Source organism: Streptomyces flavidovirens DSM 40150 (assembly GCF_000429085.1).
Lineage (GTDB): Bacteria > Actinomycetota > Actinomycetes > Streptomycetales > Streptomycetaceae > Streptomyces > Streptomyces flavidovirens.
Genome location: NZ_AUBE01000002.1, coordinates 77749 through 102545, shown reverse-complemented (window position 1 = coordinate 102545; position 24797 = coordinate 77749). Strand labels below are relative to the sequence as shown.

Below are 24797 nucleotides of genomic sequence, written 5' to 3'. Positions count from 1 at the left end.
CCTGTCAGGCGTTCGTCGTGGACAGCGCGAGCGGCTCGGCGCGTACCCGGAAGTCCGTGGCGGTGGCGGTGATGGCGGCCTCGGCGGCCGCTCCGTCGGCAGCCCGGAACCGGAAGCGGCCGCCGACGTGCTCGTAGTAGGCGTCCGCGTCGGGCAGTACCTCGCCCGGATGCAGGACGACCTCGGCGTACGGGCCCCGGGCGCGGCCGGTCATGGAGGTCGACTCGGTGATCCGGCACGGCCGTTCGGCCGGGGCGGGCACGAGCATCCAGCCGGCCACCTCGTCGGCGGCGTACGGCGCGGCGGCTGCCCGCGGCACCGGCGGCAGCGGGCGGTCGAGCTGGAGCTGCCAGGCGGCGTGCATCAGGTCGTAGCCGTGCACCTCGCGCCAGAGGAAGGGGATCTCGGCGCCGCCGACGCGGGCGCCGCACTCCAGGAAGCGGCATACGGTGCGCCCGTCCGGGCCCCGGTCGATGAACAGTTCGAGGTGGAAGACGGTGGCGCGGTCCGGGGAGAGTGCGCCGAGGTAGGCGGTGGCGGCCCGGTCGATGGCCGCGTTGACCTCCGGGTCGTCGATCTCGACGGAGCCGAGGAAGGTGCCGCCGCGGAAGCCCAGGCAGGTGTTGAGGTAGCGGGAGGCCCGCCAGGCCAGCAGCCGCTCCCCGTCGAAGACGCCGTCCACATGGGAGATCGGGGCGTCCACGAAGGCCTGCACCAGCATCGGTTCGCTGTCCAGGTCCAGGCCGGCGACCTGCTCGGGGCCGTCCACCCGGACCACGCCGGCGCTGGAACTGCCCGTGCGCGGCTTGACGATGACCGGCCAGCCGGCGGCCGCGCCGAAGGCGAGGACCGCGGCGGTGTCGGTGGCGGCGGCGAACGCCGGCACGTCCAGGCCGGCGTCCGCGACGGCCCGGCACATCACGTACTTGTCGCGGAAGACGATCTGCGACGGCTGACGGGGGCCCGGAACGTCCCACTCCTCGCGGAGTGCCGCGCCGACCAGCAGGTCGTCCTCCTTGAGGGCGACGATCGCGGCGGGCGGGCCGTAGCGGGCGGCGAGCGCGCGGACTTCGGCGCGGACCCGCTCCAGGTCGTCGGTCGCGGGAACCAGCACGACCTCGTGGGCCTCGACCGGTACGGAACCGGTCCCGACCTCGGTGGTCACATAACTGACCCGGTTCTCGGCGTGGTCGATATAGCTGGTGAATTCCGCGTATCGCTCGCGCCAGCGGTTGATCACGACAATGTGTGGACGGTCGGTCATATCCGGGACTCCTCGAATTCGACTTCCGGGCAGGTGAATACGCAGGTGCCGCGGGTTCCGGGATTCGCGTACGTGATGACGGAGCCGTCCTTTGGCTGCAGGGCGCGGCAGAACGCGCCACCAAATCCCCGGGGGGTGACGAAAATCCCCCAGTTCGCGACCCATTCCCCGGTGCGCCCGGTCTCCGGGTCGACGACCGGCTCCAGGGCCGGTACGACCAGCTCCTGCGCCACGTAGTCCCGTACGGCGGTCGCCTCCAGGGCCGCCTCCCACTCGGCGTCGGTGACATCGCGGCCGATGACGACGCCGTCGGCGCTGTAGCCGATGCCGGGCTTGAGGACGAGCGCAGCGCGGTGCGTACGGGCGTGGGCGAGGGCCTCCTCGGAGCCCTCGGTGCCGAGCACCCAGGTGCGCGGCAGCACCCGGTCGACCAGCTCCCGCTCGCTCTCGCTCAGTGCGGCGCGGACGGCCGGCAGGTGCAGCAGGCCGAGCGCGGCCTTGCTGGTGAACAGGGCTCCTTCGAGCGGGGTGAACAGGGCGCTGCGGCGGGCCGCGTGGGCGCGGTTGACCCGCGTCAGGGCGGCGCGGGCGACCGGGTCGCCGGCGATCTGACCGGCGGCGAAGTAGCGCAGGACGACATCGACGGGGCGGCCGCGCAGGACGAGCTTGCCGTCCGCGCCCTCGGTCAGCTCCTGGATCTCGCCGAGCAGCAGCTCGATGCCGTGCCGGCTCATGTCCTCCTGGATGGAGAGGAACACGCTGTCGTGGTCGCCGAGCGCGCCCGGCCCCTCGATGAGCGCCACCACCGGGCTCACCGGGTCGGCGCCCACGCCCGCGGCCGCCGCGCGCAGCTCGGCCACCAGGTGGTCCATGGTGTCGGTGTGCCCCAGGGCGTTGGCCTCGGCGAAGGAGCGGAAGGCGGGCACGTCCAGGAAGGCGCGGTTGAGCTGGGCGCTGTCGACGCCGCCGAGCTCGCTGCCGACGTTCAGCTCCAGCAGCCGGAAGCCGGTGCCGTCGTGGAAGGCGTCGGCGCGGGCGTACAGCAGGGGGTCGCCGGTCGCGCCCTCGCTCATCACCTCGATCAGCTCCGGCGGCAGTCCGATGGCCGCGCCGTAGCGCGCCAGGTCGCCGTCGAAGCAGCGGCGCGGCAGCGAGACGAGGGTCCGGAAGACGGCGGCGAGGTCGTCGGCGAAGGCGCGGATCTCACGCTCGGAGACGAAGATCGGGCGGGGCAGCAGCACGTGCCCGTACGCCTTGTCGTATTCGGCGGGGACGGTGGTCTGCGCGGTGAGGGTGCGCAGTCCGCTGTCCGGGTCCGCTGATTCAGAGAGGTAGCGGACGGTGGCTGAATTCTCCATGGGCGGTCTCCATTTCTGCCGGATCAGGGCATGCCGGATCGCGGCGCGAAGGGGAAGCCGCCGAATGCGGCGGCGGCACCGGAAATACCGGGTGGACGGGAAAACGGGGCAATGGGGAATCGCGTGAACGTGAAGAACGCGAAATGGATGCGAGCGTTGGGGCGATCCGCGGTGACGTGATTTCACTGTGGCACCGGGCGCGGCCGCCGGCGCCGCCTGCCGGGCCGCGCGTTTACGGCTGTCGTGAATACGCCAGGGAGGTCCCGGCGGACAGAACGGGGCAGAAAGGGGCGTACCGCGAGGGTGGCGGGTCGCGCCGGTTGCGCACCGCCCGGCCTGCTGCTTACCTACTGCTCACTGCAGGGGCCCCGCGCCCCTCCGGACGATCCGCGGTGACACCGGACCGTCCACAAGGGAGAACAGCCCATGCCCCGCCTGCAGTTCGTCATCGCCAGCACCCGCCCCGGCCGCGTCGGCCCCTCCGTCGCCGCCTGGGCCATCGAAGAAGCCCGCCGCCACGGCGGTTTCGACATCGAGACCCTCGACCTCGCCGAGATCGGCCTGCCCTTCCTCGACGAGCCCGAGCACCCCTCCGAAGCCGCGTACGTCCACCAGCACACCAAGGACTGGAGCGCCACGGTCTCCCGCGGCGACGCCTACGTCTTCGTGATGCCGATGTACAACGGCACCTTCACCGCACCGCTGAAGAACGCCGTCGACTTCCTCCACCACGAGTGGCAGGGCAAGCCGGTCGCCCTCCTCAGCTACACCGCCGGCCCCTCCGGCGGCGCACCCGCCGTCGAGGCACTCCGGCCGATCCTCGCCCGCATCGGCTTCCGCCCCACCGAGCGCAGCATCTCCGTCCCCGGCATCGCGGACCTGACCGGCCCCGACGGGTTCCGGGCCCCGGCCGGTCTCGCCGGCGAACTGACCGGCGTACTCGACGAGCTGGCCAAGCTGCTCGCCGACACCGACGCCGCCCCGGCCCAGGCCTGAGAGGAGCAGCCATGACCGCACCGTCCCTGCCGTCACCGTCTCTGTCGTCACCGTCCCCGCCGTCACCGTCCCCGCAGTCCGCGCCTGTTTCCGCCGGTGTCTCCGCCGAGCGCCTGGTCGTCGTCGGCAGCGGCGGCCGCCCGTACCGCGAGTACTCCTTCCAGTCCCTGCACGCGCACTACACGCTCTGCGCGGTGCTTTCCGCCGAGCCGACCTGGCAGCGCGACTACCTCGACTCGTACGTCGTCACCGACCTGTCCGATCCGGTCGCGATCGCCGATGCCGTACTCCGTCTCGCGGGCCCCGAAAACGCCCCCCTGGCCCTGCTGACCTGGGACGAGACCGCGGTCGAAGCCACCGCCGAGGCCGCCGCCAAGCTCGGACTGCCCCAGCTCTCCGCCGAGGCCGCCCGCCACTGCCGCGACAAGTACGCCACCCGCTCGCTGATGGCCGAGGCCGGCCTCCCGGCCGTCCGCCACCGGCTCGTCACCACCGCGGACCAAGCCGTCGCCGCCGCCGGCGAGTTCGGCTATCCCGTCGTCCTCAAGCCCCGCGCCCTCGCCGGGAGCATCGGTGTGACCCGCGCCGACGACGAGAGTCAGGTACGGGAAGCCTTCGCGCTCGCCGACGGTGCCGCCTTCGCCACGCTCCCCACCGGCCACGGCATCCTCGTCGAGGAGTACCTCGACGGCCCCGAGATCAGCATCGACAGCGCCGTCCACGACGGCGGCGTCCACATCGTCCACATCGCCCGCAAGCGGCTCGGTTTCACGCCGTACTTCGAGGAAGTCGGCCACCTCGTCACCGCCTCGTACGACGACGAACCATGGGCGGACGAGGTACGCGCCCTGGTGACCGGCGCCCACCAGGTGCTCGGCGTCACCACGGGCGTCACCCACGCCGAGGTCCGCCTCACCTCACGCGGCCCGCGCCTCATCGAGCTCAACGCCCGGCTCGGCGGCGACCTCATCCCCTTCATCAGCACCTTCGCCACCGGCATCGACCTGGTGAGGGCCGCCGCCGAACTGTCCTTCGGCCGCCTTCCCGACCTCACCCCGACCCACGACCGCACCGCCGAAGTCCGGTTCGTCTACGCCGACACCGACGGCGACGCCCGCGCGCTCGACCTCACCGACGCCGCGGCCGTACCCGGCATCGCGCACACCGCCGTCCTCGCCGAGCCCGGCACCACGCTGCTGCTGCCGCCCCGTCAGGCCATCCCGCGGCTGGCCGCGCTGATCGCCACCGGACCGGACGAGGACGCCTGCGGGCAGGCCCTCGACCGTGCCGAAGCCGTCGTGGACCGTGCGGTGGACCCGCTACCGAGAGCGGAGGCCGGCGCGTGACCTCTCCTGTCGCCTTTTCCGCCCCTGTCGTCGCGGGCGTCGTTCCCGGACCCGAAGCTGCACGTGTCCTGGCCGCCGCGCACGCCTACGTTCCGCTCTACATCGAGCTGCTCGCCGACACCCTCTCCCCGGTCACCGCGTTCGCCCGGCTGTGCGGCCCCGGCCTGGAGGAGCCCGGTCTGCTGCTGGAGAGCGTCATCGGGACCGACAACAGCGTCGCGGTCGCCCGCTACTCGTACATCGCGCACCACACCCGCCCGGTCCCGCTCGGCGACGGTGACCCGCTCGTCGCACTGCGGCCACTGGCCGACCGCGACGTCGCGCGCGTCCCAGGCCTGCCGCCCTTCCACGGCGGCGCAGTCGGCTACCTCGGTTACGAGAGCGCCCGCCACTTCGAGAGCCTCCCCACTGCCGCCGGACCCGGTCCGGGCATGCCGGAGTCGGTGTTCCTGCAGGCCGACGACCTGGTCGTGTTCGACCACGCCACCCGCCGGCTGCTGATCACCACACTCCACGACACCGCCGCCGAGACGTACGAGGACGCCGCCGGCCGGCTCGCCGCCACCCGCGACCGGCTGTTCACCGACCAGCCGCACCAGCCTCACGGTCCGGGCGGCGGCGGGGCGAGACCGCTCGCCCCCGCCCGTACCGCCGAACAGCAGGACCGTTCCGCCTGGCGCGCGCACACCAGCGAGGAACGCTTCCTCGACATGGTCGAAACCGCCCGCGAGTACATCCGGGCCGGCGACATCTTCCAGGTCGTGCTCTCCCAGCGGTTCACCAAGCCGCTCGCCGCCGAACCCCTCGACGTCTACCGCCACCTGCGCGCCGTCAACCCGTCACCGTACATGTTCCACCTCGCCGTCGGCGGCGGCCGACACGTCATCGGCGCCTCACCGGAACTGCTGGTGAAGGTCGAGGACGGCAGGGCGCAGACCCGCCCGCTCGCCGGTACCCGCTGGCGCGGCACCGACGCCGCGACCGACGCCGCCCTGGAGGCCGAGCTGCTCGCGGACGAGAAGGAACGCGCCGAGCACGTCATGCTCGTGGACCTCGGCCGCAACGACATCGGCCGGATCGCCGCGCCCGGCACCGTACGGGTGGACAAGCTGATGGAGGTCGAGCGCTACTCGCACGTCATGCACCTGTCCTCGACCGTCAGCGGAGACCTCGCCGACGGCCGCACCCCGCTGGACGCGCTGCGCTCCACCTTCCCGGCGGGCACCGTCTCCGGCGCCCCCAAGATCCGGGCCATGGAGATCATCGCCGAGCTGGAGGACGAGCGGCGCGGCGTCTACGGCGGCGCCCTCGGCTTCATCGGCACCGGCGGCAGCCTGGACACGGCGATCGCCCTGCGCACCCTGGTCATCGCCGACGGGAAGGCCTGGGTCCAGGCCGGCGCCGGGGTGGTCGCCGACTCCGACCCGGCCGCCGAGTACCGCGAGACGCTCAACAAGGCGCAGGCCCTGTTCGCCGCCGTGGAACGGGCGGAGGCCTCCGCATGAGCCACCTCCGCACGAGCCGGCAGGCCCGTGTCCCGGTCCGCGTCGCCGTCGTCGACAACTACGACTCCTTTACGTACAACCTGGTCCAGTACCTCGCGCAGGCCGGCGCCGAACCCGTCGTCCACCGCAACGACAGCGTCACCACCGGTGAACTCGCCGCCCACGACGCCGTCCTGATCTCGCCCGGCCCCGGCACCCCGGCCCGGGCCGGCGTCAGTCTCGCCGCCGCCCGCGACCTCAGCGGCCGCCTCCCCCTGCTCGGCGTCTGCCTGGGCCACCAGTCCATCGCGGGGGCATTCGGCGCCGACGTGGCGCGGGTGGGCCCGGTGCACGGCAAAACGGAACGTGTACGGCATGACGGCACCGGCGTCCTCGCCGGCCTGCCCGACCCGTTCACCGCCACCCGCTACCACTCGCTCGCCGTCGACAGCACGACCCTTCCCGACGAGCTCATCGCCAACGCCTGGGCCCAGGACGGCACGGTCATGGGTCTGCGCCATCGCACCCATCCGACGTACGGGGTGCAGTTCCACCCCGAGTCCGTCCTCACCGAGCAGGGCATGCGCATCGTCGTCAACTTCGTCGAGTCCGTAGAACAGCTCCACTCACACCCACTTGAGGGGGTCCGGTGAAAACCGCGCTGCGCACCCTGGCCGAGGGCGGCCGGCTCACCCGCGAACAGGCCGGCCGGGCCATGGCCGCCGTACTCGGCGGGCAAGCCACCCCCGGCCAGATAGCCGGCTTCGCCATGGCGCTGTCCGCCCGGCGCGCCGACATCGAGGAGATCGTCGGACTGGTCGCCACCGCCCGCGCCTTCGGCGCCCGCCTGACCGGCGACGGCCGGGTCCTGGACACCTGCGGCACCGGCGGCGACGGCCACGACACGTTCAACATCTCCACCACCGCGGCCGTCGTCGCCGCGGCCTGCGGCGTCCCGGTCGCGAAACACGGCAACCGCAGTGCTTCCTCCACCTGCGGCAGCGCCGACGTCCTCGAAGCGCTGGGCGTACGCATCGACCTGGGACCGGCCGAGGCCGCGGCCTGCCTGGCCGAGGTCGGCATCACCTTCCTGTTCGCGCCGGTCTTCCAGCCCGCCTTCCGGTACGCGGCCGGGCCCCGCCGGGAACTGGGCGTACGGACCGTCTTCAACGTGCTCGGGCCGCTGTGCAACCCGGCCGGCGCCCGCTACCAGACCCTCGGGGTGTCCGACCCGGCCCTGCTCGAAGTGATGGCCGAAGTCCTGCACCGGCTCGGCACCGAACGCGCCCTGGTGTTCTGCGCCGACGACGGCCTGGACGAGCTGAGCACCTGCTCGCCGTCGCGCGTGGTGGAACTGACCGACGGCAGCACCACCTCCTACCGGCTCGACCCCGCCGACCTGGGCCTCGCCCGCGCCACCCTGGCGGACCTGCGGGGCGGCGACGCGGCCGCCAACGCGGAGACCGTACGCCGGATCCTCGCGGGCGAACCCGGCCCGCGCCGGGACATCGTGCTGCTCAACACGGCCGCCGCACTGCGCGCGGCCGGGCAGTGCGAGGACTGGCAGGCGGGCATCGCACGGGCCGCCGAGGCCATCGACAGCGGCCACGCGGCCGCTGTCCTGGACAGGTGGGTGGCGGCGGGCGCCCGGCCCGCCGCACAGGCCGCCGCATGACACCGCGACGCGAACAAGGAGCACCACGTTGACCAGCCAGTCCGTCATGCCCGACCTGCTCGGGGAGCTGATCCGGGCCGCGCACCGCCAGACGGCGGCCCGCAGGGCCGAGGTCCCTCTGACCGAGGTGGAGAGCAGAGCACAGGCCGCCCCCGCCGTACGGGACTTCGGCGCGGCTCTGCGGGCTCCGGGGCTGGGCGTCGTCGCCGAGCTCAAGCCCCGCAGCCCGCTGAAGGGCCCCCTCACCGACGACTACCGGCCCGCCGAGCTGGCCCGGAGTTACGAGGCCGGCGGCGCCTGCGCCCTCTCCGTCCTCGCGCACACCGAGGGCTTCGGCGGCCACCCGGCGGACCTCGCGACCGCACGGGAGGCCGTGGGCCTGCCCGTCATGCGCAAGGACTTCATCGTCGACGAGTACCAGATCGCCGAGGCCCGGGCGTACGGCGCGGACGCGGTCCTGCTCGTGGTCGCCGCCCTCACCGAGGACCGGCTGGCCGAGCTGTACGCCTACGCCGAAGACCACGGCCTGCACGTCCTGGTGGAGGTCCACGACGAGACCGAGGCGCGCACCGCGGTCGGCCTCGGCGCCCGCAACATCGGCGTCAACCACCGCGATCTGCGGGACTTCCGGATCGACCTCGGCCTCACCGGCCGGCTCCGGGCGCAAGTCCCGGCGGACCGTGTGCTGGTCGCGGAGAGCGGCGTACGAAGCCCGGCGGACGCCCGGCGGCTGCGCGCCGACGGGGCGGACGCGGTGCTGGTCGGGGAGACCTTGATGCGCTCGGCCGACCCGGCGGCGGCGGTGGCGGAACTGAAGAACTCGCAAGCGCACGGAACCACTCAGGAGAGGTCATGACGACGACCACCGACACGCCGGCCACCTCGTTCGTTCCCGCACCGGAGGGGCACGTTCCCAACGCCGGGGGTTACTTCGGTGACTTCGGCGGCAAGTTCATCCCGGAGGCGCTCGTCGCCGCGGTCGACGAGGTCGCCGCCGTCTACGACAAGGCCAAGTCCGACCCGGAGTTCGCGGCCGAGCTGAACGATCTGCTCGTCAACTACACCGGCCGCCCCAGCTCCCTCACCGAGGTGCCCCGCTTCGCCGAACACGCGGGCGGCGCGCGGATCTTCCTCAAACGGGAGGACCTCAACCACACCGGCTCGCACAAGATCAACAACGTTCTCGGCCAGGCGCTGCTCACCAAGCGCATGGGCAAGACGCGTGTGATCGCGGAGACCGGCGCCGGACAGCACGGGGTGGCCACCGCCACCGCGTGCGCCCTGTTCGGTCTCGAATGCACCATCTACATGGGCGAGATCGACACCCAGCGCCAGGCGCTGAACGTGGCCCGGATGCGGATGCTCGGCGCCGAGGTCGTCGCCGTGAAGTCCGGCAGCCGCACCCTGAAGGACGCCATCAACGAGGCGTTTCGCGACTGGGTCGCCAACGTCGACCGTACGCACTACCTCTTCGGCACGGTCGCCGGACCGCACCCCTTCCCCGCCATGGTCCGCGACTTCCACCGGGTCATCGGCGTCGAGGCCCGCCGCCAGATCCTGGAGCGCGCCGGACGCCTGCCCGACGCCGTCGCGGCCTGCGTCGGCGGCGGCTCCAACGCCATCGGCCTCTTCCACGCCTTCATCCCCGACACGGGCGTACGCCTGGTCGGATTCGAGCCCGCCGGGCACGGCATCGAGACCGGCGAGCACGCGGCCACCCTGTCCGCCGGTGAGCCCGGCATCCTGCACGGCTCGCGGTCGTACGTCCTCCAGGACGAGGAGGGCCAGATCACCGAGCCGTACTCCATCTCGGCGGGTCTCGACTACCCCGGCATCGGCCCGGAGCACGCGTACCTCAAGGACACCGGACGCGGCGAGTACCGCGCGATCACCGACGACCAGGCGATGCAGGCCCTGCGCCTGCTCTCGCGCACCGAGGGCATCATCCCGGCGATCGAGTCCGCGCACGCCCTGGCCGGCGCCCTCGGCCTGGGCAGGGAGCTCGGCAAGGACGGCCTGATCGTGGTCAACCTGTCCGGGCGCGGCGACAAGGACATGGACACGGCCGCCCGCTACTTCGGGCTGTACGACTCCGAGGGAGAGAACAAGTGAGCACGGCCAGTGACAAGACCGGACGCATCCAGTTGCTGAGCGACACGCTCGCCAAGGCCGGGTCCGAGGACCGGGCCGCCCTCATCGCCTACCTCCCGGCCGGGTTCCCGACCGTGGACGGCGGCATCGACGCGGTCAAGGCGGTCGTCGCGGGCGGCGCGGACATCGTCGAGATCGGGCTGCCGCACAGCGACCCGGTGCTCGACGGCCCGGTCATCCAGACCGCCGACGACATCGCCCTGCGTGGCGGGGTGAAGATCGCCGACGTGCTGCGGACGGTTCGGGAGGCGCACGAGGCGACCGGGGCGCCGGTGCTCGTCATGACGTACTGGAACCCGATCGACCGCTACGGCGTGGAGCGCTTCACGGCGGAGCTGGCGCAGGCGGGCGGCGCGGGCTGCATCCTGCCCGACCTGCCGGTGCAGGAGTCCGCGCTGTGGCGCGAGCACGCCGAGAAGCACGGCCTGGCCACGGTCTTCGTGGTCGCACCCAGCAGCAAGGACGAACGCCTGGCGACCATCACCGCGGCCGGTTCCGGCTTCGTCTACGCCTCCTCGCTGATGGGCGTCACAGGGACCCGCGAATCGGTGGGCGACCAGGCCCAGGAGCTGGTGCGCCGCACCCGCGCCACCACCGGGCTTCCGGTCTGCGTCGGGCTCGGGGTCTCCAACGCCGTACAGGCCAAGGAGGTCGCCGCCTTCGCCGACGGCGTGATCGTCGGCTCGGCCTTCGTGAAGCTGCTCCTTGACGCGCCGGACCTGCCCGCCGGGCTGGCCGCCGTACGGGCGCTGGCGGGCGAGCTCGCCCAAGGGGTACGCGGGAGCTGACTCAGGCATGCCTCCGGTTCGCCATCGGCCGGGTGAAAGATCCTCCCCTGGCACTAGGGTGTTCCTTTTGCTTTCCCATTACTCTTGTCCCAAGGCCACGCAGGGTGGCCATGGAGGAGTGAGATGAGGAGCAGCAACCCGGTCTTCTCGCGACGGGGCTTCAGCCGCGACAACGGCACTGCGGGCTTCAACGCGGCACCGCAGGCCGGGGGCCCCGCCGTCGGTACGGCGCAGGGCAACCCGTACGCCCAGGGCGCCCCGGCGAACCCGTACGCGACGAACCCTTACGCGACGAACCCCTACGCCCCCCAGGACACGCAGTACGGCGCCCCGCAGGCGCCCGTACGCGGCAACGTCATGACGATGGACGACGTCGTCGCGCGGACGGGCATCACGCTTGGCCTCGTGGTCGCCGGCGCCACCGTCGCATGGGTGATGAATGTCGGCCTCGGCCTGGCCATCGGCGCCGCTCTCGTGGCGATGGTGCTCGGGCTGGTCCAGTCCTTCAAGCAGAAGCCCGTTCCGGCGCTGATCCTGGCGTACGCCGCTTTCGAGGGCATCTTCCTCGGCGCCCTCAGCAACTACGTGAACACGTACGTGGCCGACGGCGCGCCGATGCAGGCGGTGCTGGGCACGATGGCGGTCTTCGTCACCATGCTCTTCCTGTACAAGACCCGGATCATCCGGGTCACCCAGCGCTTCACGCGCTACCTGATGATCGCCGCGATCAGCTTCATCGTCCTGACCTCCGTGAACCTGCTGTTCATGGTGTTCGGCGGCGGTGACGGCCTCGGCTTCCGCAGCGGTTGGATGGGCGTCATCTTCGGGGTCGTCGGTGTCCTGCTCGGCGCGTTCTTCCTCGCCATGGACTTCAAGCAGGTCGAGGACGGCGTCGCGTACGGCGCTCCGCGCGAGGAGTCCTGGATGGCGGCCTTCGGCCTCACCCTGACCCTGGTGTGGATCTACCTGGAGATGCTGCGGCTGGTCTCCATCCTCAGCGGCGACGACTAGCACAGCCAGTCGCCCCCGGGCACATGCGGAAGGGCCCGTCCGGCATTCGCCGGGCGGGCCCTTCCGCATGCCGACGGCCGCGAGGGCCGACGGATCTAGAGCAATCGGCGGGCGGCGCGCCTCAGGTCGTACTCGTGGATGATCGCTTTCGCGTGGCCGTAGGCGAGATTGTGTTCACTGCGGAGCCAGCTCACCTTCTCGTCGAAGCGGAAGAGGGCTGGGCCGTCGTCCACGGCGCGGAGCCAGTCGGACACTTCACGACCGGTGCAGTGGGGGATTCGGGAGAGCAGGTTCTGATGGGTCTCTTCGGAGAAGACTTGGGACATTCGGCGCCTCCGGACGCATTGCGCGAGTGCTCCTTCATGTCACCGTGCCTGAGTGTTCGCCCGTTGGCAACAGTCCCGTGTGGGCGCGTAGGGTCGCGGCGTGCTCGATACAACGCCCCTGACCGCCGCCGTGGACCGATTCGCCGACCGGCTGCGCGCCGCCCCGCAGAGCCGCCTGCAGCGCGGCGCCGCCGCCGAAGGGCTCGCTCTGGCCAGGGAATTGTCCGTACGGGCGCAGCGGGTCGAGGAGCCGGGGGCAGAGCCGCGGATCATGCCGGACGCCGGCGTGTTCGCGGTGGCCGACCAACTGACGGTCGCCGGTCATGATGTGGCTCAGGCGCTGGAAACGGCCCCGTCGGCCGAGGCCGGACTGGACGAGGCCGTGCGTCTGGTGAAGGCCGCGGCGGCGCGCGCCGGGGTCTGAGCGCCGGGGTCTGAGCGGGGCGGAAAGCTAGATCGACGCGATGACCCGGTCGGCGAGGATGTAGACGCTTTCCTCGCCGCAGGAGAAGGTCAGGGCGTACGCACCGGAGATGCCGGAGCCGCCGAGCAGCACCGGGGACTCGCCGCCGCGTACGAACTCGGCGAGGCGCTCGGCGGTCTCGCGGTGGCCGGGGGTCATACAGAGCGTCGTACCGTCAGTGAAGACGTACACGTCGAGGGTGCCGAGGGGACCGGGGCGCACGTCGGCGAGCGCGGTGCGGGCGGCCGCGAGCTCTTCCAGGCGGGTCACGGTGCGCTCGTGGTCGGCCACGACGGGTGTCTGGACCGGTACGAAGTCGGGGTGCGAGGGGTGGCGGCGGCGGGCGGCCGCGAGCTCGGCGGAGTCCTCGGGGAAGGCGTCGGCCGGCTCCAGGTCGTCGAGAGCGTCCAGGGCTTCCATGGCGTCGGGGCCGTCGAGGGATTCGAGCGCCTCGTACGCGTCGAACGACTCAAGGCCGGTGAAGTCCGCCTGGCGCGGGACGAAGAACGGGGGCGTCTCGTCCCCGAGACCGGTCAGACCGCCCAGCAGCGAAGGGGCGTCCGCGGCGTCGCGGGCCTCCTGCGCGGCCCAGAAGGCACGGGCCTCGGCCAGCTCGCGCTCACGCTCCTCGGCGAGCGCTTCGGCTACGGCCTCCCGTATGCCCTCCGCGTCGGCGGCACGGGTCTGCTGGGGGACGGCGGCCCCGGAACGGCCGAACGCGGCCGCGGCCGTCAGCTCGGTACGCAGGGCCTTGACCTGCTTGCGCAGTCCGTGGACTGCGTGCAGAGCAGCGGCGCCCACGGCCGTGGCGGCGGCTGTGGTCAGCAACAGGGCAAGAGGCATGGCGCTCACTGACGTACTCCCGGTTTCATCGATCCCCCGACTTCCTACATCAGCTTGAGGTGAGTGCGCGCCATCTGTCAGTGCATTACGTCACGAAATGGACAGGTCTTTTGCTTGGCGGTTTCGCCAGTAACCACCCTTGACCTGGGGGTATGCCTCTCCCCCAGGAGATACATCACATCCTGGGGGAGATTGGGTTACGAACCGGGTGCGGCCGGGGTGGCGGGGACGGTCAGCTGAGGCGCTCGATGACCATGGCCATGCCCTGGCCGCCGCCCACGCACATCGTCTCCAGGCCGAACTGCTTGTCGTGGAACTGGAGGCTGTTGATCAGCGTGCCGGTGATGCGCGCGCCGGTCATGCCGAAGGGGTGGCCGACGGCGATGGCGCCACCGTTGACATTGAGCTTGTCCAGGTCCAGGCCGAGGTCCTGGTAGGACGGGATGACCTGGGCGGCGAAGGCCTCGTTGATCTCCGCGAGGTCGATGTCGCCGATGCTCAGCCCGGCGCGCTTGAGCGCCTGCTTGCTGGCCTCGACCGGGCCGTAGCCCATGATCTCGGGCGACAGCCCCGAGACACCCGTCGAGACGATCCGCGCCAGCGGCGTCAGCCCCAGCTCCCGCGCCTTGGTGTCGCTCATGATGACGAGGGCGGCGGCGCCGTCGTTGAGCGGGCAGCAGTTGGCGGCGGTGACACGGCCGTCGGGGCGGAAGACGGGCTTGAGGCCCTGGACGCCTTCGAGGGTGACGCCGACGCGCGGCCCGTCGTCCTGCGACACGACGGTCCCGTCGGGGGTCGTGACCGGGGTGATCTCGCGCTCCCAGAAGCCGTTCTTGATGGCCTGCTCGGCGAGGTTCTGCGACCGTACGCCGAACTCGTCCATCTCGGCGCGGCTGATGCCCTTGAGACGGGCGAGGTTCTCGGCGGTCTGGCCCATGGCGATGTACGCGTCCGGGACGAGACCGTCCTCGCGCGGGTCGTGCCAGTCGGCGCCCTCGCTCTGCGCGACGGCGGCGGTACGGGCCTCCGCCTCGGCGAACACCGGGTTGTGGGTGTCGGGCATGCCGTCCGAGCTGCCCTTGACGGAGCGGGACACCATCTCGACACCGGCGGAGATGAAGACGTCGCCCTCGCCGGCCTTGATGGCGTGCAGCGCCATGCGGGAGGTCTGGAGGGAGGAGGAGCAGTACCGGGTGATGGTGCAGCCCGGAAGGTGGTCCATGCCCATCTGTACGGCGACGATCCGGCCCAGGTTGTGCCCCTGCTCGCCGCCGGGGAGGCCGCAGCCGAGCATGAGGTCGTCGATGTCGCGGGGGTCGAGCTCGGGCACCTTGGCGAGGGCGGCCTGCACGATGGTGGCGGTCAGATCGTCGGGCCGCAGGTCCTTCAGCGAGCCCTTGAAGGCGCGGCCGATGGGCGAACGGGCGGTGGAAACGATCACGGCTTCGGGCATGACGGCTCCATGAGGGCGAGGCGAGTGGGCACGGCTGATTGGGAAGTTACCCGCACGTATGGCTCGGGTCATCGTGCGGACGATGTGATGCGGGCCTCTTTTCTAAGCGCCCGCTCAGTGGGGCGTGGGTTGTTTCCCCTCCCCGCCCCTTCCCACTGTGACATTGTGCGGCTCCGCCGTGAGAGGGGCGCTGCCCCAGCCCTCCCCCGCAGCGCCACAGGCAACCCGCGCCACAGGCAACCCGCGCCGGACCCGCCCCCGCGCGCCCCCTCCCCCTCAAAGCGCCCGGCGCGGCTCCGAGGGGGAGGGGGCCGGTTCCGTTGTGGCCGGGAGGCGCCGGCGGCGGCGGTGCTTCAGGAGGGCCCAGGGCGCGCGGGCGGCCGTAACCTCCGTGCCGGCGGCAGACGCCGCCTCCGCCGCCGCCTTCGCCACCGGCAGCATGTCCTCGTCCCGCGAGGCGTCCAGCCGGTCCGACTCCGGCCACAGTCCGAGCGCCGCGCACACCGTCGGCAGTACGGCCATCGCCGCGGTCGCGTAGCCCTCCGCCGAGGGGTGGTAGTTGTCGGGGCCGAAGAGCTCGCGGGGGTTCGCGAGGAACTCCGGCCCCAGCAAGTCGCCCAGCGACACCGTCCGCCCGCCCTGCTCCACCGCCCCGATCGTCTGCGCCGCCGCGAGCTGCCGCGACACCCGCCGGGCCAGCCACCGCAGCGGCTGGTAGACGGGTTCGATCGTGCCCAGGTCGGGACAGGTGCCGACGACCACCTCCGCCCCCGCCGTGCGCAGGCGGCGTACCGCCGAAGCGAGATAACGGACGGACTGCGTGGGCGGCATCCGGTGCGTGACGTCGTTCGCGCCGATCATGATCACGCAGACGTCGGGAAGCCGCTCCCGGTCCGCCAGTACGACCGTGACCTGCCGCTCCAGGTCGTCCGACTGCGCTCCGGGCTGCGCCACATTGCGCAGCACGACCGGCCGTTCCGCCACCGCCGCCAGACCGGACGCGAGGAGCGCCCCCGGCGTCTGCCCGGCCCGGCGCACGCCCTGCCCGGCCGCCGTCGAGTCCCCGAGCATCGCGAGCCGCAGCGGGGCGTCCATGGGATACCCGGCCAGCGGCATCCCGTACAGACCGTCCGCCAGTGGCGGTACGGGCGCCCGCCCGCCGCCCACCGACCGCTTGGCCAGTTGCACCTCGGCAAGGAAGATCCCGACCGCCGCCGCGCCGACCAGCCCGATCCCGCCCCCTCCGTACGCCGCGCCAGCGGCGATCCGCCGTGCCACCCTTGCTCTCGACACAGTCGCAGCCACCTCCTCCAGGCCTCGAAGCCTCCCGCTCGCTCCGCTCAAGTGCTTACTGCCCGGTAGTGGGCGCTCTTCAATCGCGCCCGAACGTGAACGCGCCGTTGTCGGCCCTTTACGCTGGGCGGCACCATTACGGAGAACCCGGAGCGCATCGTGCAATTTCACGACTCGATGATCACCCTCGTCGGCAACACCCCGCTTGTGAGGCTGGGCAGCGTGACGGCCGGCATCCAGGCAACAGTCCTGGCCAAGGTCGAGTACTTCAATCCCGGCGGATCCGTGAAGGACCGGATCGCCCTGCGCATGATCGAGGCGGCGGAGGAGAGCGGCGCGCTCAAGCCCGGCGGCACGATCGTCGAGCCGACGTCCGGCAATACCGGTGTCGGCCTTGCGATCGTGGCCCAGCAGAAGGGTTACAAGTGCATCTTCGTCTGCCCGGACAAGGTGTCCACGGACAAGATCAATGTGCTGCGCGCGTACGGCGCCGAGGTCGTCGTCTGCCCCACCGCTGTCGACCCCGAGCACCCCGACTCGTACTACAACGTCTCCGACCGGCTGGTCAGCGAGACGCCGGGCGCCTGGAAGCCCGACCAGTACAGCAACCCGAACAACCCGCGCTCGCATTACGAGACGACCGGTCCCGAGCTGTGGACGCAGACGGACGGGAAGATCACGCACTTCGTCGCGGGCGTCGGCACCGGCGGCACGATCACCGGGACCGGCCGCTACCTGAAGGAAGCCAGCGGCGGCAAGGTCAGGATCATCGGCGCGGACCCCGAGGGCTCGGTGTACTCGGGCGGTTCGGGGCGGCCGTACCTCGTCGAGGGTGTCGGTGAGGACTTCTGGCCGTCGGCGTACGACGCGAGTGTCACGGACGAGATCGTCGCGGTGTCGGACAAGGACTCGTTCCAGATGACGCGCCGCCTCGCCAAGGAGGAGGGACTCCTTGTCGGCGGCTCCTGCGGCATGGCGGTCGTCGCCGCGCTGCGGGTGGCCGAGCGGCTCGGCCCCGACGACGTCGTGGTCGTACTGCTGCCGGACAGCGGCCGCGGCTACCTCAGCAAGATCTTCAACGACGAGTGGATGGCGGACTACGGCTTCCTGGAGGAGTCGGGGCCGCACGCGAGCGTCGGTGACGTCCTGCGGTACAAGGAGGGCGACATGCCGAGCCTGGTGCACATGCACCCGGAGGAGACGGTGGGTCAGGCGATCGAGGTACTGCGCGAGTACGGCGTCTCGCAGATGCCGATCGTGAAGCCCGGCGCGGGCCACCCGGACGTGATGGCCGCGGAGGTCATCGGCTCGGTCGTCGAACGCGAGCTGCTGAACGCCGTGTTCGCGCAGCGCGCGCAGCTCGGGGACCGGCTGGAGCAGCACATGAGCCCGCCGCTGCCGCAGGTCGGCTCCGGCGAGCCGGTGGAGGACCTGATGGCCGTGCTGGGCGGCAAGGGGCAGCACGACGCGGCCATTGTGCTGGTCGAGGGGAAGCCGACGGGTGTGGTGAGCAGGCAGGACCTGCTGGCCTTCCTGGCGAAGCCCCAGGGGTCGTAGCGGGAGTTGGGCCAGGGGGGCGCCGGGGATCTGGGCCGGGCTCTGAGCCGGGAGGCCGGACGCCGCAGCTTCGCGAAAGTGGTACGAGGGTGACACGTCCGCGCAGCACTGGCTTAACACGCCTCGGGCACCTTGGTTGTTGTCGGCGTCAAGGACAACGGAGCGGCTCCCGGAACTCCATGGACGCCTGGACACGAAGCCGGCCCTGAACCCGGCCCGTGTCCCTCGCGGGGACCGCCGTCGTCCCGCCCCCTGGGCAACCGGGGGTGCGGCGGTCCCCGCGATATCTTTTTGGCCCCCCTCCCCGAGAGCCTCAAGCCGGCGGCAGCAGCGTCCGGTCCGGGATGTGCGACGTGTCGCGCCGCGCCAGCAGCCAGTACAGCAGTGCCGGTACGGCCAGGCCCACCACCCACGAGATGTCCGCGCCGCCCAGTGGGGCCACCAGCGGCCCGGTGTAGAAGTGGGTGACCAGGAAGGGGAGCTGGACGGCGATGCCCACGGCGTACACCGCCAGCGCGTCCCAGCGCCACGCGCCGTAGCGGCCGTCCGGGTCGGACAGGGCCGGGATGTCGTAACGCTCGCGCGAGATCAGGTAGTAGTCGACCAGGTTGATCGCCGACCACGGGGTGAAGAACGTCAGCAGGAAGAGCAGGAAGTCCTTGAACGACGTCAGGAAGGTGTCCTTGCCGAGCAGCGCCACCGCCGTGCCCGCCACCATGATCGCCGCGATGTACGCCGCCCGGCCGCGCGGCGAGAGCACGCGCTGACCCCGGAAGCCGCTGATGCCGGTCACCATCGACATGAAGCCGCCGTACGTGTTGAGCACGTTGATCGTCAGCTTGCCGAGCGCGATCACGAAGTAGAGGAACGACGCGACCAGGCCGGTGCCGCCGAGCGCCACGACGTAACTCACCTGCCCCGCCAGGAACGCGTCCCCCGCCGTCGCCGCCACCAGCACCCCGAACGTCATCGACCTCCCCCACAGCCTTAAGGGCGTGGGGGCACCCCCTTCGACCCCAGCGCCGAGCCGCCGAGCGTCCACCAGAAGGTGGCGCGGCCGCTCGTCGTGCGCGGGAGGTAGCGGGAGTAGTCGGCGACGTACGGGCCGAACGCGAGTTGCCAGGACGCGGACAGCGACACCGCCAGCAGGAACATGGGGAGGGAGAAGGAGTGGTCCGCCAGGACCTCTGCGAGGTCGACGCGGTCCAGCAGGCGGAAGCCCAGATACACGAACGCCAGCGCGCAGACGACGCTCGCCACCCGCCCGAGCGCGTGGATGACGCGGTAGCCGATGGCGGCCATCACGGCGGTGACCGCCGCGAAGATCACGATGCCCGCCGTGTCACCGAGGCGGGTCAGTTCACCGACCGCCTGGCCGGCCAGCACGCTGCCGCTGGCGAAGAAGCCGACGTACATGACGATGACCAGGAGGAGGGGGACCACGGCTCCCTTGACGCCGAACTGGGCGCGGGACTGGATCATCTGGGGCAGGCCCAGCTTCGGGCCCTGCGCCGAGTGCAGGGCCATCACGGCGCCGCCGAGTACGTTGCCGACGAGCAGGCCGACGGCCGACCACAGGGCTCCGCCGCCGAACACGACCGCGAGCGCGCCGGTGACGACGGCGGTGATCTGGAGGTTCGCGCCGAGCCAGAGGGTGAACTGGCTGAAGGCGGTGCCGTGCCGTTCGCTGTCCGGTACGCCGTCGATCGAGCGGCGCTCGACCAGGGAATCGGCCATGGAGAGACTCTCCTTACTTCGTGAGGCGGTGGGCGGCGGCCCAGGCGTTCGCGACGTCCTCCGGGTCCTTCTTGTCCTTGTCGACCTGGCGGTTGAGCTCGGTCAGGTCCTCGGTCGTGAGGGCGTTGCCGAGGCGGGCCAGTGCCTTGCGTACGGTCGAGTCCGCCTTGCGGTCGGCGATCAGCGGCACGACGTGCTGGCCGGGGATGAGGTTCTTGGGGTCGGTGAGGACGACCCAGCCCTCGGCGAGGATGTCCGTGTCGGTGGTGAAGAGGTTCGCCACGTCCACGTCGCCCTTCTTGAGCGCGCCCTTGACCAGCGGGCCCGAGGAGTCCAGGGACTTGAACTCCTTGAACTCCACGCCGTATTCGTCCTTCAGGCCGACGGCCCCGACCGTGCGCTTCTTCACCTCGGGGGCCGCGCCGATGACGAGCTTCCCGTTGTGCCTGGCCAGGTCGGCGAGGGATTTCAGCCCGTACTTCTCGGCCGTCTCGCGGGTGACGGCGAAGGCGTCGGAGTCCTCCGCCCTGCCGTACGGGAGGATCTGGAGGCCCCTGGGGAGCGCGACGGCGAGGGCGTTCTGCATTTCGCCCTCCTCCGTCTCCTTCGCCTTCGCGTCGAGGTAGTGCAGGAGCGCGCCCTGGTATTCGGGGAGCAGGTCGATGTCGCCGCCCTTGAGGGCCGGGATGAGGATTTCGCGGGTGCCGAGGTTCGGACGGACGGTCGTCCTGATCCCGGCGGCGCCGAGCACGGCGGCGTACAGGTGACCGAGGATCTGGTTCTCGGTGAAGTTGGCGGTGCCGATGGTGACGCCGTCGGCGCTGGAGCCGCCGCCCCCGGCCCCGGCACCTCCCTCGCCTTCGAGGGAGGTGATGCCGCTGCTGCACGCGGCGACGGCGGGGACGGTGGCGGTGGCGAAGAGGCCGCCGAGCAGGGTCCTGCGGTTCATGGAGGGCTCCATCAGTGGGCTGCGTGGTGGCGGTGGCGGAACAGGGCGCGCTGGAGTCCGGCCAGGACCAGGTCGAGTACGACGGCGATGACGGCGACCAGCACCGCCCCGCCCAGCACCTGCACGAGGTCGCGCTGCGCGAGCCCGTCGAAGACATACCGGCCCAGGCCGCCGAAGCTGACGTACGCCGCGATGGTGGCGGTGGCGACGACCTGGATCAGGGCCAGGCGCAGCCCGGTCATGATCAGGGGGAGGGCGAGCGGCAGTTCGACCTGGAAGAGGACCTGGTGGGCGCGCATGCCCTGCCCACGGGCCGCGTCCTTCACGTCGGCGTCGACGGCGGTCATGCCGGCGTACGTGTTGGTCACGATGGCGGGCACGGCGAGGGCGACCAGCGCGACGTACACCGGGGTCATGGACAGACCACTCGCCAGGAAGACCAGCACGACCAGGCCGACGGTGGGCAGGGCGCGCCCGAACGACGACAAGTTGATGGCGAGGAAGGCGCCCCGGCCGGTGTGGCCGATGAGCAGGCCGACGGGCAGCGCGATCACGGCGGCCACGAGGGTGGCGATGAGCGAGTACTGGAGGTGCTCGGCGAGGCGGTGCGCGATGCCGTCGGGGCCTGCCCACTGCTCGCCGCTGGTCAGCCAGGAGCCGAGGTCGGAGAAGAGTTCGTACATGATTCAGGCCCCGCGCTTCCTGGTCCAGGGAGTGAGCACGTACTGGACGGCGACCAGCAGCGCGTCCGCGACCAGCGCGAGCAGGAGGGTGAGCACGACACCCGTGATCACGGGGGTGGGGAAGTTGCGCTGGAAGCCGTCGGTGAAGAGCTGGCCGAGTCCGCCGTCGCCTATGTACGTCGCGACGCTCACCAGCGAGATCGACATGACCGTCGCGATGCGTACGCCCGCCATGATCACCGGGAGCGCGAGCGGCAGCTCGACGGTGAGCAGGGTGCGCAGGGGGCGGGTGCCCATGGCCCTGGCGGCCTCGCGGACCTTGACGGGTACGGCGTCCAGGCCCTCGACGGTGTTACGGAGCAGCACGACCAGCGTGTAGACGGTCAGGCCGACGACCGTCGTCGTGCGGGTGAGGCCGGTGACCGGGAGCAGCAGCACGAAGATCGCGATGGAGGGGATGGTGAACAGGACGTTGGACAGGCCGAGCAGCAGCCCGCGCAGGGGCCGGATGCGGTGGGCGACGACGGCCAGCGGGAGCGAGATCAGCAGGCCGAGGGCGACGGCGGTGAGGGCGGCCTGGAGGTGGGAGACGGTGAGGGTGGCGAGGTCGCTCGCGTGGTCGGATATCCACGCCCACTCGACGGTCATGCGGTACGCCGCTGGAGTGCCGCGTGGGACGCGGGGGCCTCGTCCGCAGCCCGTGACGCCGGGCGGGTAGCTGTGGCGTGCGCCGTGCCCGCCCGGTCGTGGATCTCCTCGCGGGAGGTGACTCCGGTGAGGACGCCCTCCGCGTCCACGCGGGCCACCAGACCGCTGGGGGACGCCACCGACTCGTTGAGCGCCGACAGGAGGGAGTCCCCGTCGGACAGCGGCCGTACCGGTACCAGCGCGGCCTCACCCGCCGTGCCGCCGGTGCCGGACATGGCCGCTGTCGCCGGGTCCAGCCAGCCCAGCGGCCTGCCCTCGGCGGAGGTGACAAGCTGCCAGCCGGCCTGCGGCGCCGGCTTCTCGCCGGCCCGTACCGTCGTCGCACGCCGCTGCGGGACATCAGCCAGTGTGGTCAGCGACAGCAGCTTCAGGCCCCGCTCGGCGCCCAGGAAATCGGCCACGAAGCCGTCGGCCGGGCGGGCCAGCAGCTCGGCGGGCGGGGCGCACTGGACGAGGTGGCCGCCGGTGCGGAAGACGGCTATGCGGTCACCGAGGCGCACCGCTTCGTCGATGTCGTGCGTGACGAAGACGATGGTCTTGCTCAGCTCTCGCTGGAGGCGCAGCAGCTCGTCCTGGAGCTGGGTGCGCACGACCGGGTCCACCGCGCCGAACGGTTCGTCCATCAGCAGTACGGGCGGGTCCGCCGCCAGCGCCCGCGCGACGCCCACGCGCTGCTGCTGGCCGCCGGAGAGCTGGTGCGGGTAACGCCTGCCCGCGCCGGCGGTGAGGCCGACGGTCTCCAGGAGTTCCGAGGCCCTGGCCCGCGCCTTCTTGCGGCCCCACCCCAGCAGCAGCGGGACGGTGGCGATGTTGTCGAGGACGGTGCGGTGCGGGAAGAGCCCCGATTGCTGGATGACGTATCCGATGCCGCGCCGCAGCTCGGCGGCGTCTGCTTCGAGGATGTCCCTGCCCGCGACCCGGATGGTGCCCGAGGTCGGGTCGACCATGCGGTTGATCATGCGGAGGGTGGTCGTCTTGCCGCATCCGGACGAGCCGACCAGGACCGTGATGCCGCCTTCCGGCATCTCCAGGCTGAGGTTGTCGACCGCTGTCGTGCCGTTCGGGAAGCGCTTGTGGACTGCGTCAAATTTGATCATCGGCCATCCCTTGCCGGGGCTGTATATGGTCATGCAGAGTTCTTGGTGTCTGAATAGATGTCAATGCTCTGAGGTAAATCACTGGTTACGGCCGACCGGTGGGCGAGACGAGCTGTCCGAAAAGGAGGCGTTTGCGAATGAAGTCGTCCCACATGGTGGTCGTCCTGGACGGGCAGAGCCTCCCCGTCGCCGACGTCGTCCGCCTCGCCGACGGCGTCGCGCGCCCCGTCCCCGGCACCGAGGCCATGAAGCGCGTCGAGGACTCCTGGCACGCCGCCCGCGAGCTCGCCGCGTCCGGCCGCGTCTACGGCCGCTCCACCGGCGTCGGCGCCAACCGCTCCGAGGCCGTGCCCAGCGAAGCCGCCGCCGACCACGGCCTGCGTCTGCTGCGCAGCCACGCCGGCGCGATCGGCGCCACGCTGCCCGCCCGCGAGGTACGCGCCATGCTCGCCGTCCGCGCGAACCAGCTCCTCGCGGGCGGCGCGGGCCTGCGCCCCACCGTCGTGACCGCCCTGTGCGAGGCGCTGGAGTCCGGCGCGTACCCCGTCGTCAACGAGTACGGCTCCGTCGGTACGGGCGACATCGCGGCCCTGTCCCAGGTGGGCCTCGCTCTGGCGGGCGAGCAGCCCTGGCTCGGAAGCGGTACGCCGCCCGAGGCCCAGCCGCTCGACAACAACGACGCCCTCGCCCTGATCAGCAGCAACGCCCTCACCCTCGGCCAGGCCGCCCTCGCCCTCGACGAACTGCGCCGCCTCATCACCGCCACCCAGGTCGTCGGCGCGCTCTCGCTCCTCGCGGTCGACGGCTCGTACGAGGCGTACGCCGAACCCGTCCACGCGGCCCGCCCGCACCCCGGTTCGTACGCCGTCGCCGCCACCATGCGACGGCTCCTCGGCGCCCCCGAGCGGCCCACGCCGCCACTGGGCCGCATCCAGGACCCGTACGGCTTCCGCTGTCTGCCGCAGATACACGGGCCCGCGCAGGACGCGGCCGACCTGCTGGAACGTACGCTCGCCGTCGAGATCAACGCGGCCGCCGAGAATCCGCTGATCTGCCCCGAAGACATGTCCGCCTACCACCACGGCGGCTTCTACCTGTCCCAACTGGGCCTGGCCCTCGACCATTTCCGGCTCGCCGTCACGCAGACCGCCCGGCTGTCCACCTCCCGGCTCTCCGCGCTCAACGAGCCGGCCTTCACCCGACTGCGCCCCTTCCTCGCCGACGGCGAGCCGGGCAGCTCGGGCGTGATGATCCTGGAGTACGCCGCCGGGGCCGCCCTCGGCGACCTGAGCGCCCTCTCCGCCCCCGCCTCGCTCGGCCACGCCGTGCTCTCGCGGGGCGTCGAGGAGCAGGCCAGCTTCGCCTCGCTCGCCGCACGCCAGGCGCTGCGCGCCGGCGACGCGTACCGGCATGTCGTCGGCTGCGAACTCGTCGGCGCCGTCCGGGCCTTGCGCCAGCGCGACCTGCGTCCCGACCCGCAACTGCCGGTCGGCCGGGCCTTCGCGCTCGCGGACGGCGCGCTCGATTCCGACCAGGTGGACCGCCCGCTCACCGATGATGTGACTGCGGCGGCCGCGCTGCTCGACCAGTTCACGGACCTGTGATGCCGGACCTG

22 protein-coding genes and 1 pseudogene are annotated in these 24797 nt (G+C 71.7%); 12 read left to right on the top strand and 11 right to left on the bottom strand.

The features are described from left to right. Positions 1-4: 4 nt before the first annotated feature. Both G412_RS0103190 and G412_RS33045 read right to left on the bottom strand, forming a co-directional pair. The gene (locus tag G412_RS0103190; protein ID WP_028810804.1) at positions 5-1264 is read right to left on the bottom strand and encodes an ATP-grasp domain-containing protein; all 1260 of its coding nucleotides are present in this window, start codon (positions 1262-1264) and stop codon (positions 5-7) included. Continuing rightward, complete coding sequence (locus G412_RS33045; RefSeq protein WP_051338090.1) at positions 1261-2622, bottom strand: hypothetical protein; 1362 nt, start codon at positions 2620-2622, stop codon at positions 1261-1263. The genes G412_RS0103190 and G412_RS33045 overlap by 4 nt, the downstream gene beginning before the upstream one ends. A 426-nt stretch (positions 2623-3048) precedes the next feature. On the opposite strand from G412_RS33045, the gene G412_RS0103180 reads away from it, so the two are divergent. The 9 genes from G412_RS0103180 (at position 3049) to G412_RS0103140 (ending at position 12073) form a co-directional block, all read left to right on the top strand. Further along, positions 3049-3618 (top strand): NADPH-dependent FMN reductase, encoded by a 570-nt coding sequence (locus G412_RS0103180; protein WP_028810803.1) that lies wholly within the window; start codon positions 3049-3051, stop codon positions 3616-3618. A gap of 11 nt (positions 3619-3629) precedes the next feature. Beyond that, positions 3630-4964 (top strand): ATP-grasp domain-containing protein, encoded by a 1335-nt coding sequence (locus G412_RS33040; protein WP_078606761.1) that lies wholly within the window; start codon positions 3630-3632, stop codon positions 4962-4964. Further along, positions 4883-6469 (top strand): anthranilate synthase component I family protein, encoded by a 1587-nt coding sequence (locus G412_RS33035; RefSeq protein WP_078606800.1) that lies wholly within the window; start codon positions 4883-4885, stop codon positions 6467-6469. The genes G412_RS33040 and G412_RS33035 overlap by 82 nt, the downstream gene beginning before the upstream one ends. Beyond that, positions 6466-7101 carry an anthranilate synthase component II gene (locus G412_RS33030; protein WP_051338089.1) on the top strand — a complete coding sequence of 212 codons (636 nt, stop codon included), beginning with the start codon at positions 6466-6468 and terminating at the stop codon, positions 7099-7101. Before G412_RS33035 ends, G412_RS33030 begins: the two co-directional genes overlap by 4 nt. After that, entirely contained in the window at positions 7098-8123 is a 1026-nt protein-coding gene (gene trpD, locus G412_RS0103160) for an anthranilate phosphoribosyltransferase (protein WP_106964002.1), read from the top strand. Before G412_RS33030 ends, trpD begins: the two co-directional genes overlap by 4 nt. Before the next feature lie 28 nt (positions 8124-8151). Then, positions 8152-8979, top strand: coding sequence for an indole-3-glycerol phosphate synthase TrpC (gene trpC, locus G412_RS0103155; RefSeq protein ID WP_425274437.1), 828 nt, complete (start codon positions 8152-8154; stop codon positions 8977-8979). Next, a complete protein-coding gene (gene trpB / locus G412_RS0103150; RefSeq protein WP_028810800.1) occupies positions 8976-10235 on the top strand; it encodes a tryptophan synthase subunit beta in 1260 nt (419 codons plus the stop codon). Before trpC ends, trpB begins: the two co-directional genes overlap by 4 nt. Then, positions 10232-11062, top strand: coding sequence for a tryptophan synthase subunit alpha (trpA, locus tag G412_RS0103145; RefSeq protein WP_028810799.1), 831 nt, complete (start codon positions 10232-10234; stop codon positions 11060-11062). The genes trpB and trpA overlap by 4 nt, the downstream gene beginning before the upstream one ends. A 123-nt stretch (positions 11063-11185) precedes the next feature. After that, positions 11186-12073, top strand: a complete 888-nt coding sequence (locus G412_RS0103140) for a Bax inhibitor-1/YccA family protein (RefSeq protein WP_028810798.1) — start codon at positions 11186-11188, stop codon at positions 12071-12073. 95 nt (positions 12074-12168) lie between these two features. On the opposite strand, the gene G412_RS0103135 is transcribed toward G412_RS0103140, so the two are convergent. Beyond that, the gene (locus G412_RS0103135) at positions 12169-12399 is read right to left on the bottom strand and encodes a DUF4287 domain-containing protein (protein ID WP_028810797.1); all 231 of its coding nucleotides are present in this window, start codon (positions 12397-12399) and stop codon (positions 12169-12171) included. Positions 12400-12499: 100 nt separating this feature from the next. Here G412_RS0103135 and G412_RS0103130 point away from each other — a divergent pair, with 100 nt between their 5' ends. Continuing rightward, positions 12500-12823, top strand: a complete 324-nt coding sequence (locus tag G412_RS0103130; protein WP_028810796.1) for a hypothetical protein — start codon at positions 12500-12502, stop codon at positions 12821-12823. Positions 12824-12850: 27 nt separating this feature from the next. On the opposite strand, the gene G412_RS0103125 is transcribed toward G412_RS0103130, so the two are convergent. The 3 genes from G412_RS0103125 to G412_RS0103115 form a co-directional block, all read right to left on the bottom strand. Then, positions 12851-13690 (bottom strand): hypothetical protein, encoded by an 840-nt coding sequence (locus tag G412_RS0103125; protein WP_028810795.1) that lies wholly within the window; start codon positions 13688-13690, stop codon positions 12851-12853. A gap of 247 nt (positions 13691-13937) precedes the next feature. After that, the gene (locus G412_RS0103120; protein ID WP_028810794.1) at positions 13938-15158 is read right to left on the bottom strand and encodes an acetyl-CoA C-acetyltransferase; all 1221 of its coding nucleotides are present in this window, start codon (positions 15156-15158) and stop codon (positions 13938-13940) included. A gap of 276 nt (positions 15159-15434) precedes the next feature. Further along, positions 15435-16436 (bottom strand): SGNH/GDSL hydrolase family protein, encoded by a 1002-nt coding sequence (locus tag G412_RS0103115; RefSeq protein WP_028810793.1) that lies wholly within the window; start codon positions 16434-16436, stop codon positions 15435-15437. Between the two features lie 174 nt (positions 16437-16610). Here G412_RS0103115 and G412_RS0103110 point away from each other — a divergent pair, with 174 nt between their 5' ends. Continuing rightward, positions 16611-18008, top strand: coding sequence for a cystathionine beta-synthase (locus tag G412_RS0103110; protein WP_028810792.1), 1398 nt, complete (start codon positions 16611-16613; stop codon positions 18006-18008). 313 nt (positions 18009-18321) lie between these two features. On the opposite strand, the pseudogene G412_RS33025 reads toward G412_RS0103110, so the two are convergent. From G412_RS33025 to G412_RS33020, 5 genes and pseudogenes are all read right to left on the bottom strand, one after another. Continuing rightward, a pseudogene (locus tag G412_RS33025) lies at positions 18322-19745 on the bottom strand (purine-cytosine permease family protein). A 13-nt stretch (positions 19746-19758) separates the two neighbouring features. Next, positions 19759-20694: an ABC transporter substrate-binding protein gene (locus G412_RS0103100; protein ID WP_028810791.1), complete on the bottom strand. Its 936-nt coding sequence runs from the start codon at positions 20692-20694 to the stop codon at positions 19759-19761. 11 nt (positions 20695-20705) lie between these two features. Then, positions 20706-21377, bottom strand: a complete 672-nt coding sequence (locus tag G412_RS0103095; protein WP_028810790.1) for an ABC transporter permease — start codon at positions 21375-21377, stop codon at positions 20706-20708. Positions 21378-21380: 3 nt separating this feature from the next. After that, positions 21381-22025 carry an ABC transporter permease gene (locus G412_RS0103090; protein WP_028810789.1) on the bottom strand — a complete coding sequence of 215 codons (645 nt, stop codon included), beginning with the start codon at positions 22023-22025 and terminating at the stop codon, positions 21381-21383. Further along, on the bottom strand, positions 22022-23215 hold the full coding sequence (locus tag G412_RS33020) for an ABC transporter ATP-binding protein (RefSeq protein WP_425274436.1): 1194 nt from the start codon (positions 23213-23215) through the stop codon (positions 22022-22024). The genes G412_RS0103090 and G412_RS33020 overlap by 4 nt, the downstream gene beginning before the upstream one ends. A gap of 104 nt (positions 23216-23319) precedes the next feature. On the opposite strand from G412_RS33020, the gene G412_RS0103080 reads away from it, so the two are divergent. Beyond that, positions 23320-24786 carry an aromatic amino acid ammonia-lyase gene (locus tag G412_RS0103080; protein ID WP_037647569.1) on the top strand — a complete coding sequence of 489 codons (1467 nt, stop codon included), beginning with the start codon at positions 23320-23322 and terminating at the stop codon, positions 24784-24786. The last annotated feature ends 11 nt before the right edge of the window (positions 24787-24797 follow it).

What these genes read in the sequence shown, in the direction of transcription:
- G412_RS0103190 (WP_028810804.1), bottom strand. Translation starts at nt 1,264, where the DNA reads ATGACCGACCGTCCACACATTGTCGTGATCAACCGCTGGCGCGAGCGA.
- G412_RS33045 (WP_051338090.1), bottom strand. Translation starts at nt 2,622, where the DNA reads ATGGAGAATTCAGCCACCGTCCGCTACCTCTCTGAATCAGCGGACCCG.
- G412_RS0103180 (WP_028810803.1), top strand. Translation starts at nt 3,049, where the DNA reads ATGCCCCGCCTGCAGTTCGTCATCGCCAGCACCCGCCCCGGCCGCGTC.
- G412_RS33040 (WP_078606761.1), top strand. Translation starts at nt 3,630, where the DNA reads ATGACCGCACCGTCCCTGCCGTCACCGTCTCTGTCGTCACCGTCCCCG.
- G412_RS33030 (WP_051338089.1), top strand. Translation starts at nt 6,466, where the DNA reads ATGAGCCACCTCCGCACGAGCCGGCAGGCCCGTGTCCCGGTCCGCGTC.
- trpB (WP_028810800.1), top strand. Translation starts at nt 8,976, where the DNA reads ATGACGACGACCACCGACACGCCGGCCACCTCGTTCGTTCCCGCACCG.
- G412_RS0103140 (WP_028810798.1), top strand. Translation starts at nt 11,186, where the DNA reads ATGAGGAGCAGCAACCCGGTCTTCTCGCGACGGGGCTTCAGCCGCGAC.
- G412_RS0103135 (WP_028810797.1), bottom strand. Translation starts at nt 12,399, where the DNA reads ATGTCCCAAGTCTTCTCCGAAGAGACCCATCAGAACCTGCTCTCCCGA.
- G412_RS0103120 (WP_028810794.1), bottom strand. Translation starts at nt 15,158, where the DNA reads ATGCCCGAAGCCGTGATCGTTTCCACCGCCCGTTCGCCCATCGGCCGC.
- G412_RS0103100 (WP_028810791.1), bottom strand. Translation starts at nt 20,694, where the DNA reads ATGAACCGCAGGACCCTGCTCGGCGGCCTCTTCGCCACCGCCACCGTC.
- G412_RS0103095 (WP_028810790.1), bottom strand. Translation starts at nt 21,377, where the DNA reads ATGTACGAACTCTTCTCCGACCTCGGCTCCTGGCTGACCAGCGGCGAG.
- G412_RS0103090 (WP_028810789.1), bottom strand. Translation starts at nt 22,025, where the DNA reads ATGACCGTCGAGTGGGCGTGGATATCCGACCACGCGAGCGACCTCGCC.
- G412_RS33020 (WP_425274436.1), bottom strand. Translation starts at nt 23,215, where the DNA reads ATGACCATATACAGCCCCGGCAAGGGATGGCCGATGATCAAATTTGAC.
- G412_RS0103080 (WP_037647569.1), top strand. Translation starts at nt 23,320, where the DNA reads ATGAAGTCGTCCCACATGGTGGTCGTCCTGGACGGGCAGAGCCTCCCC.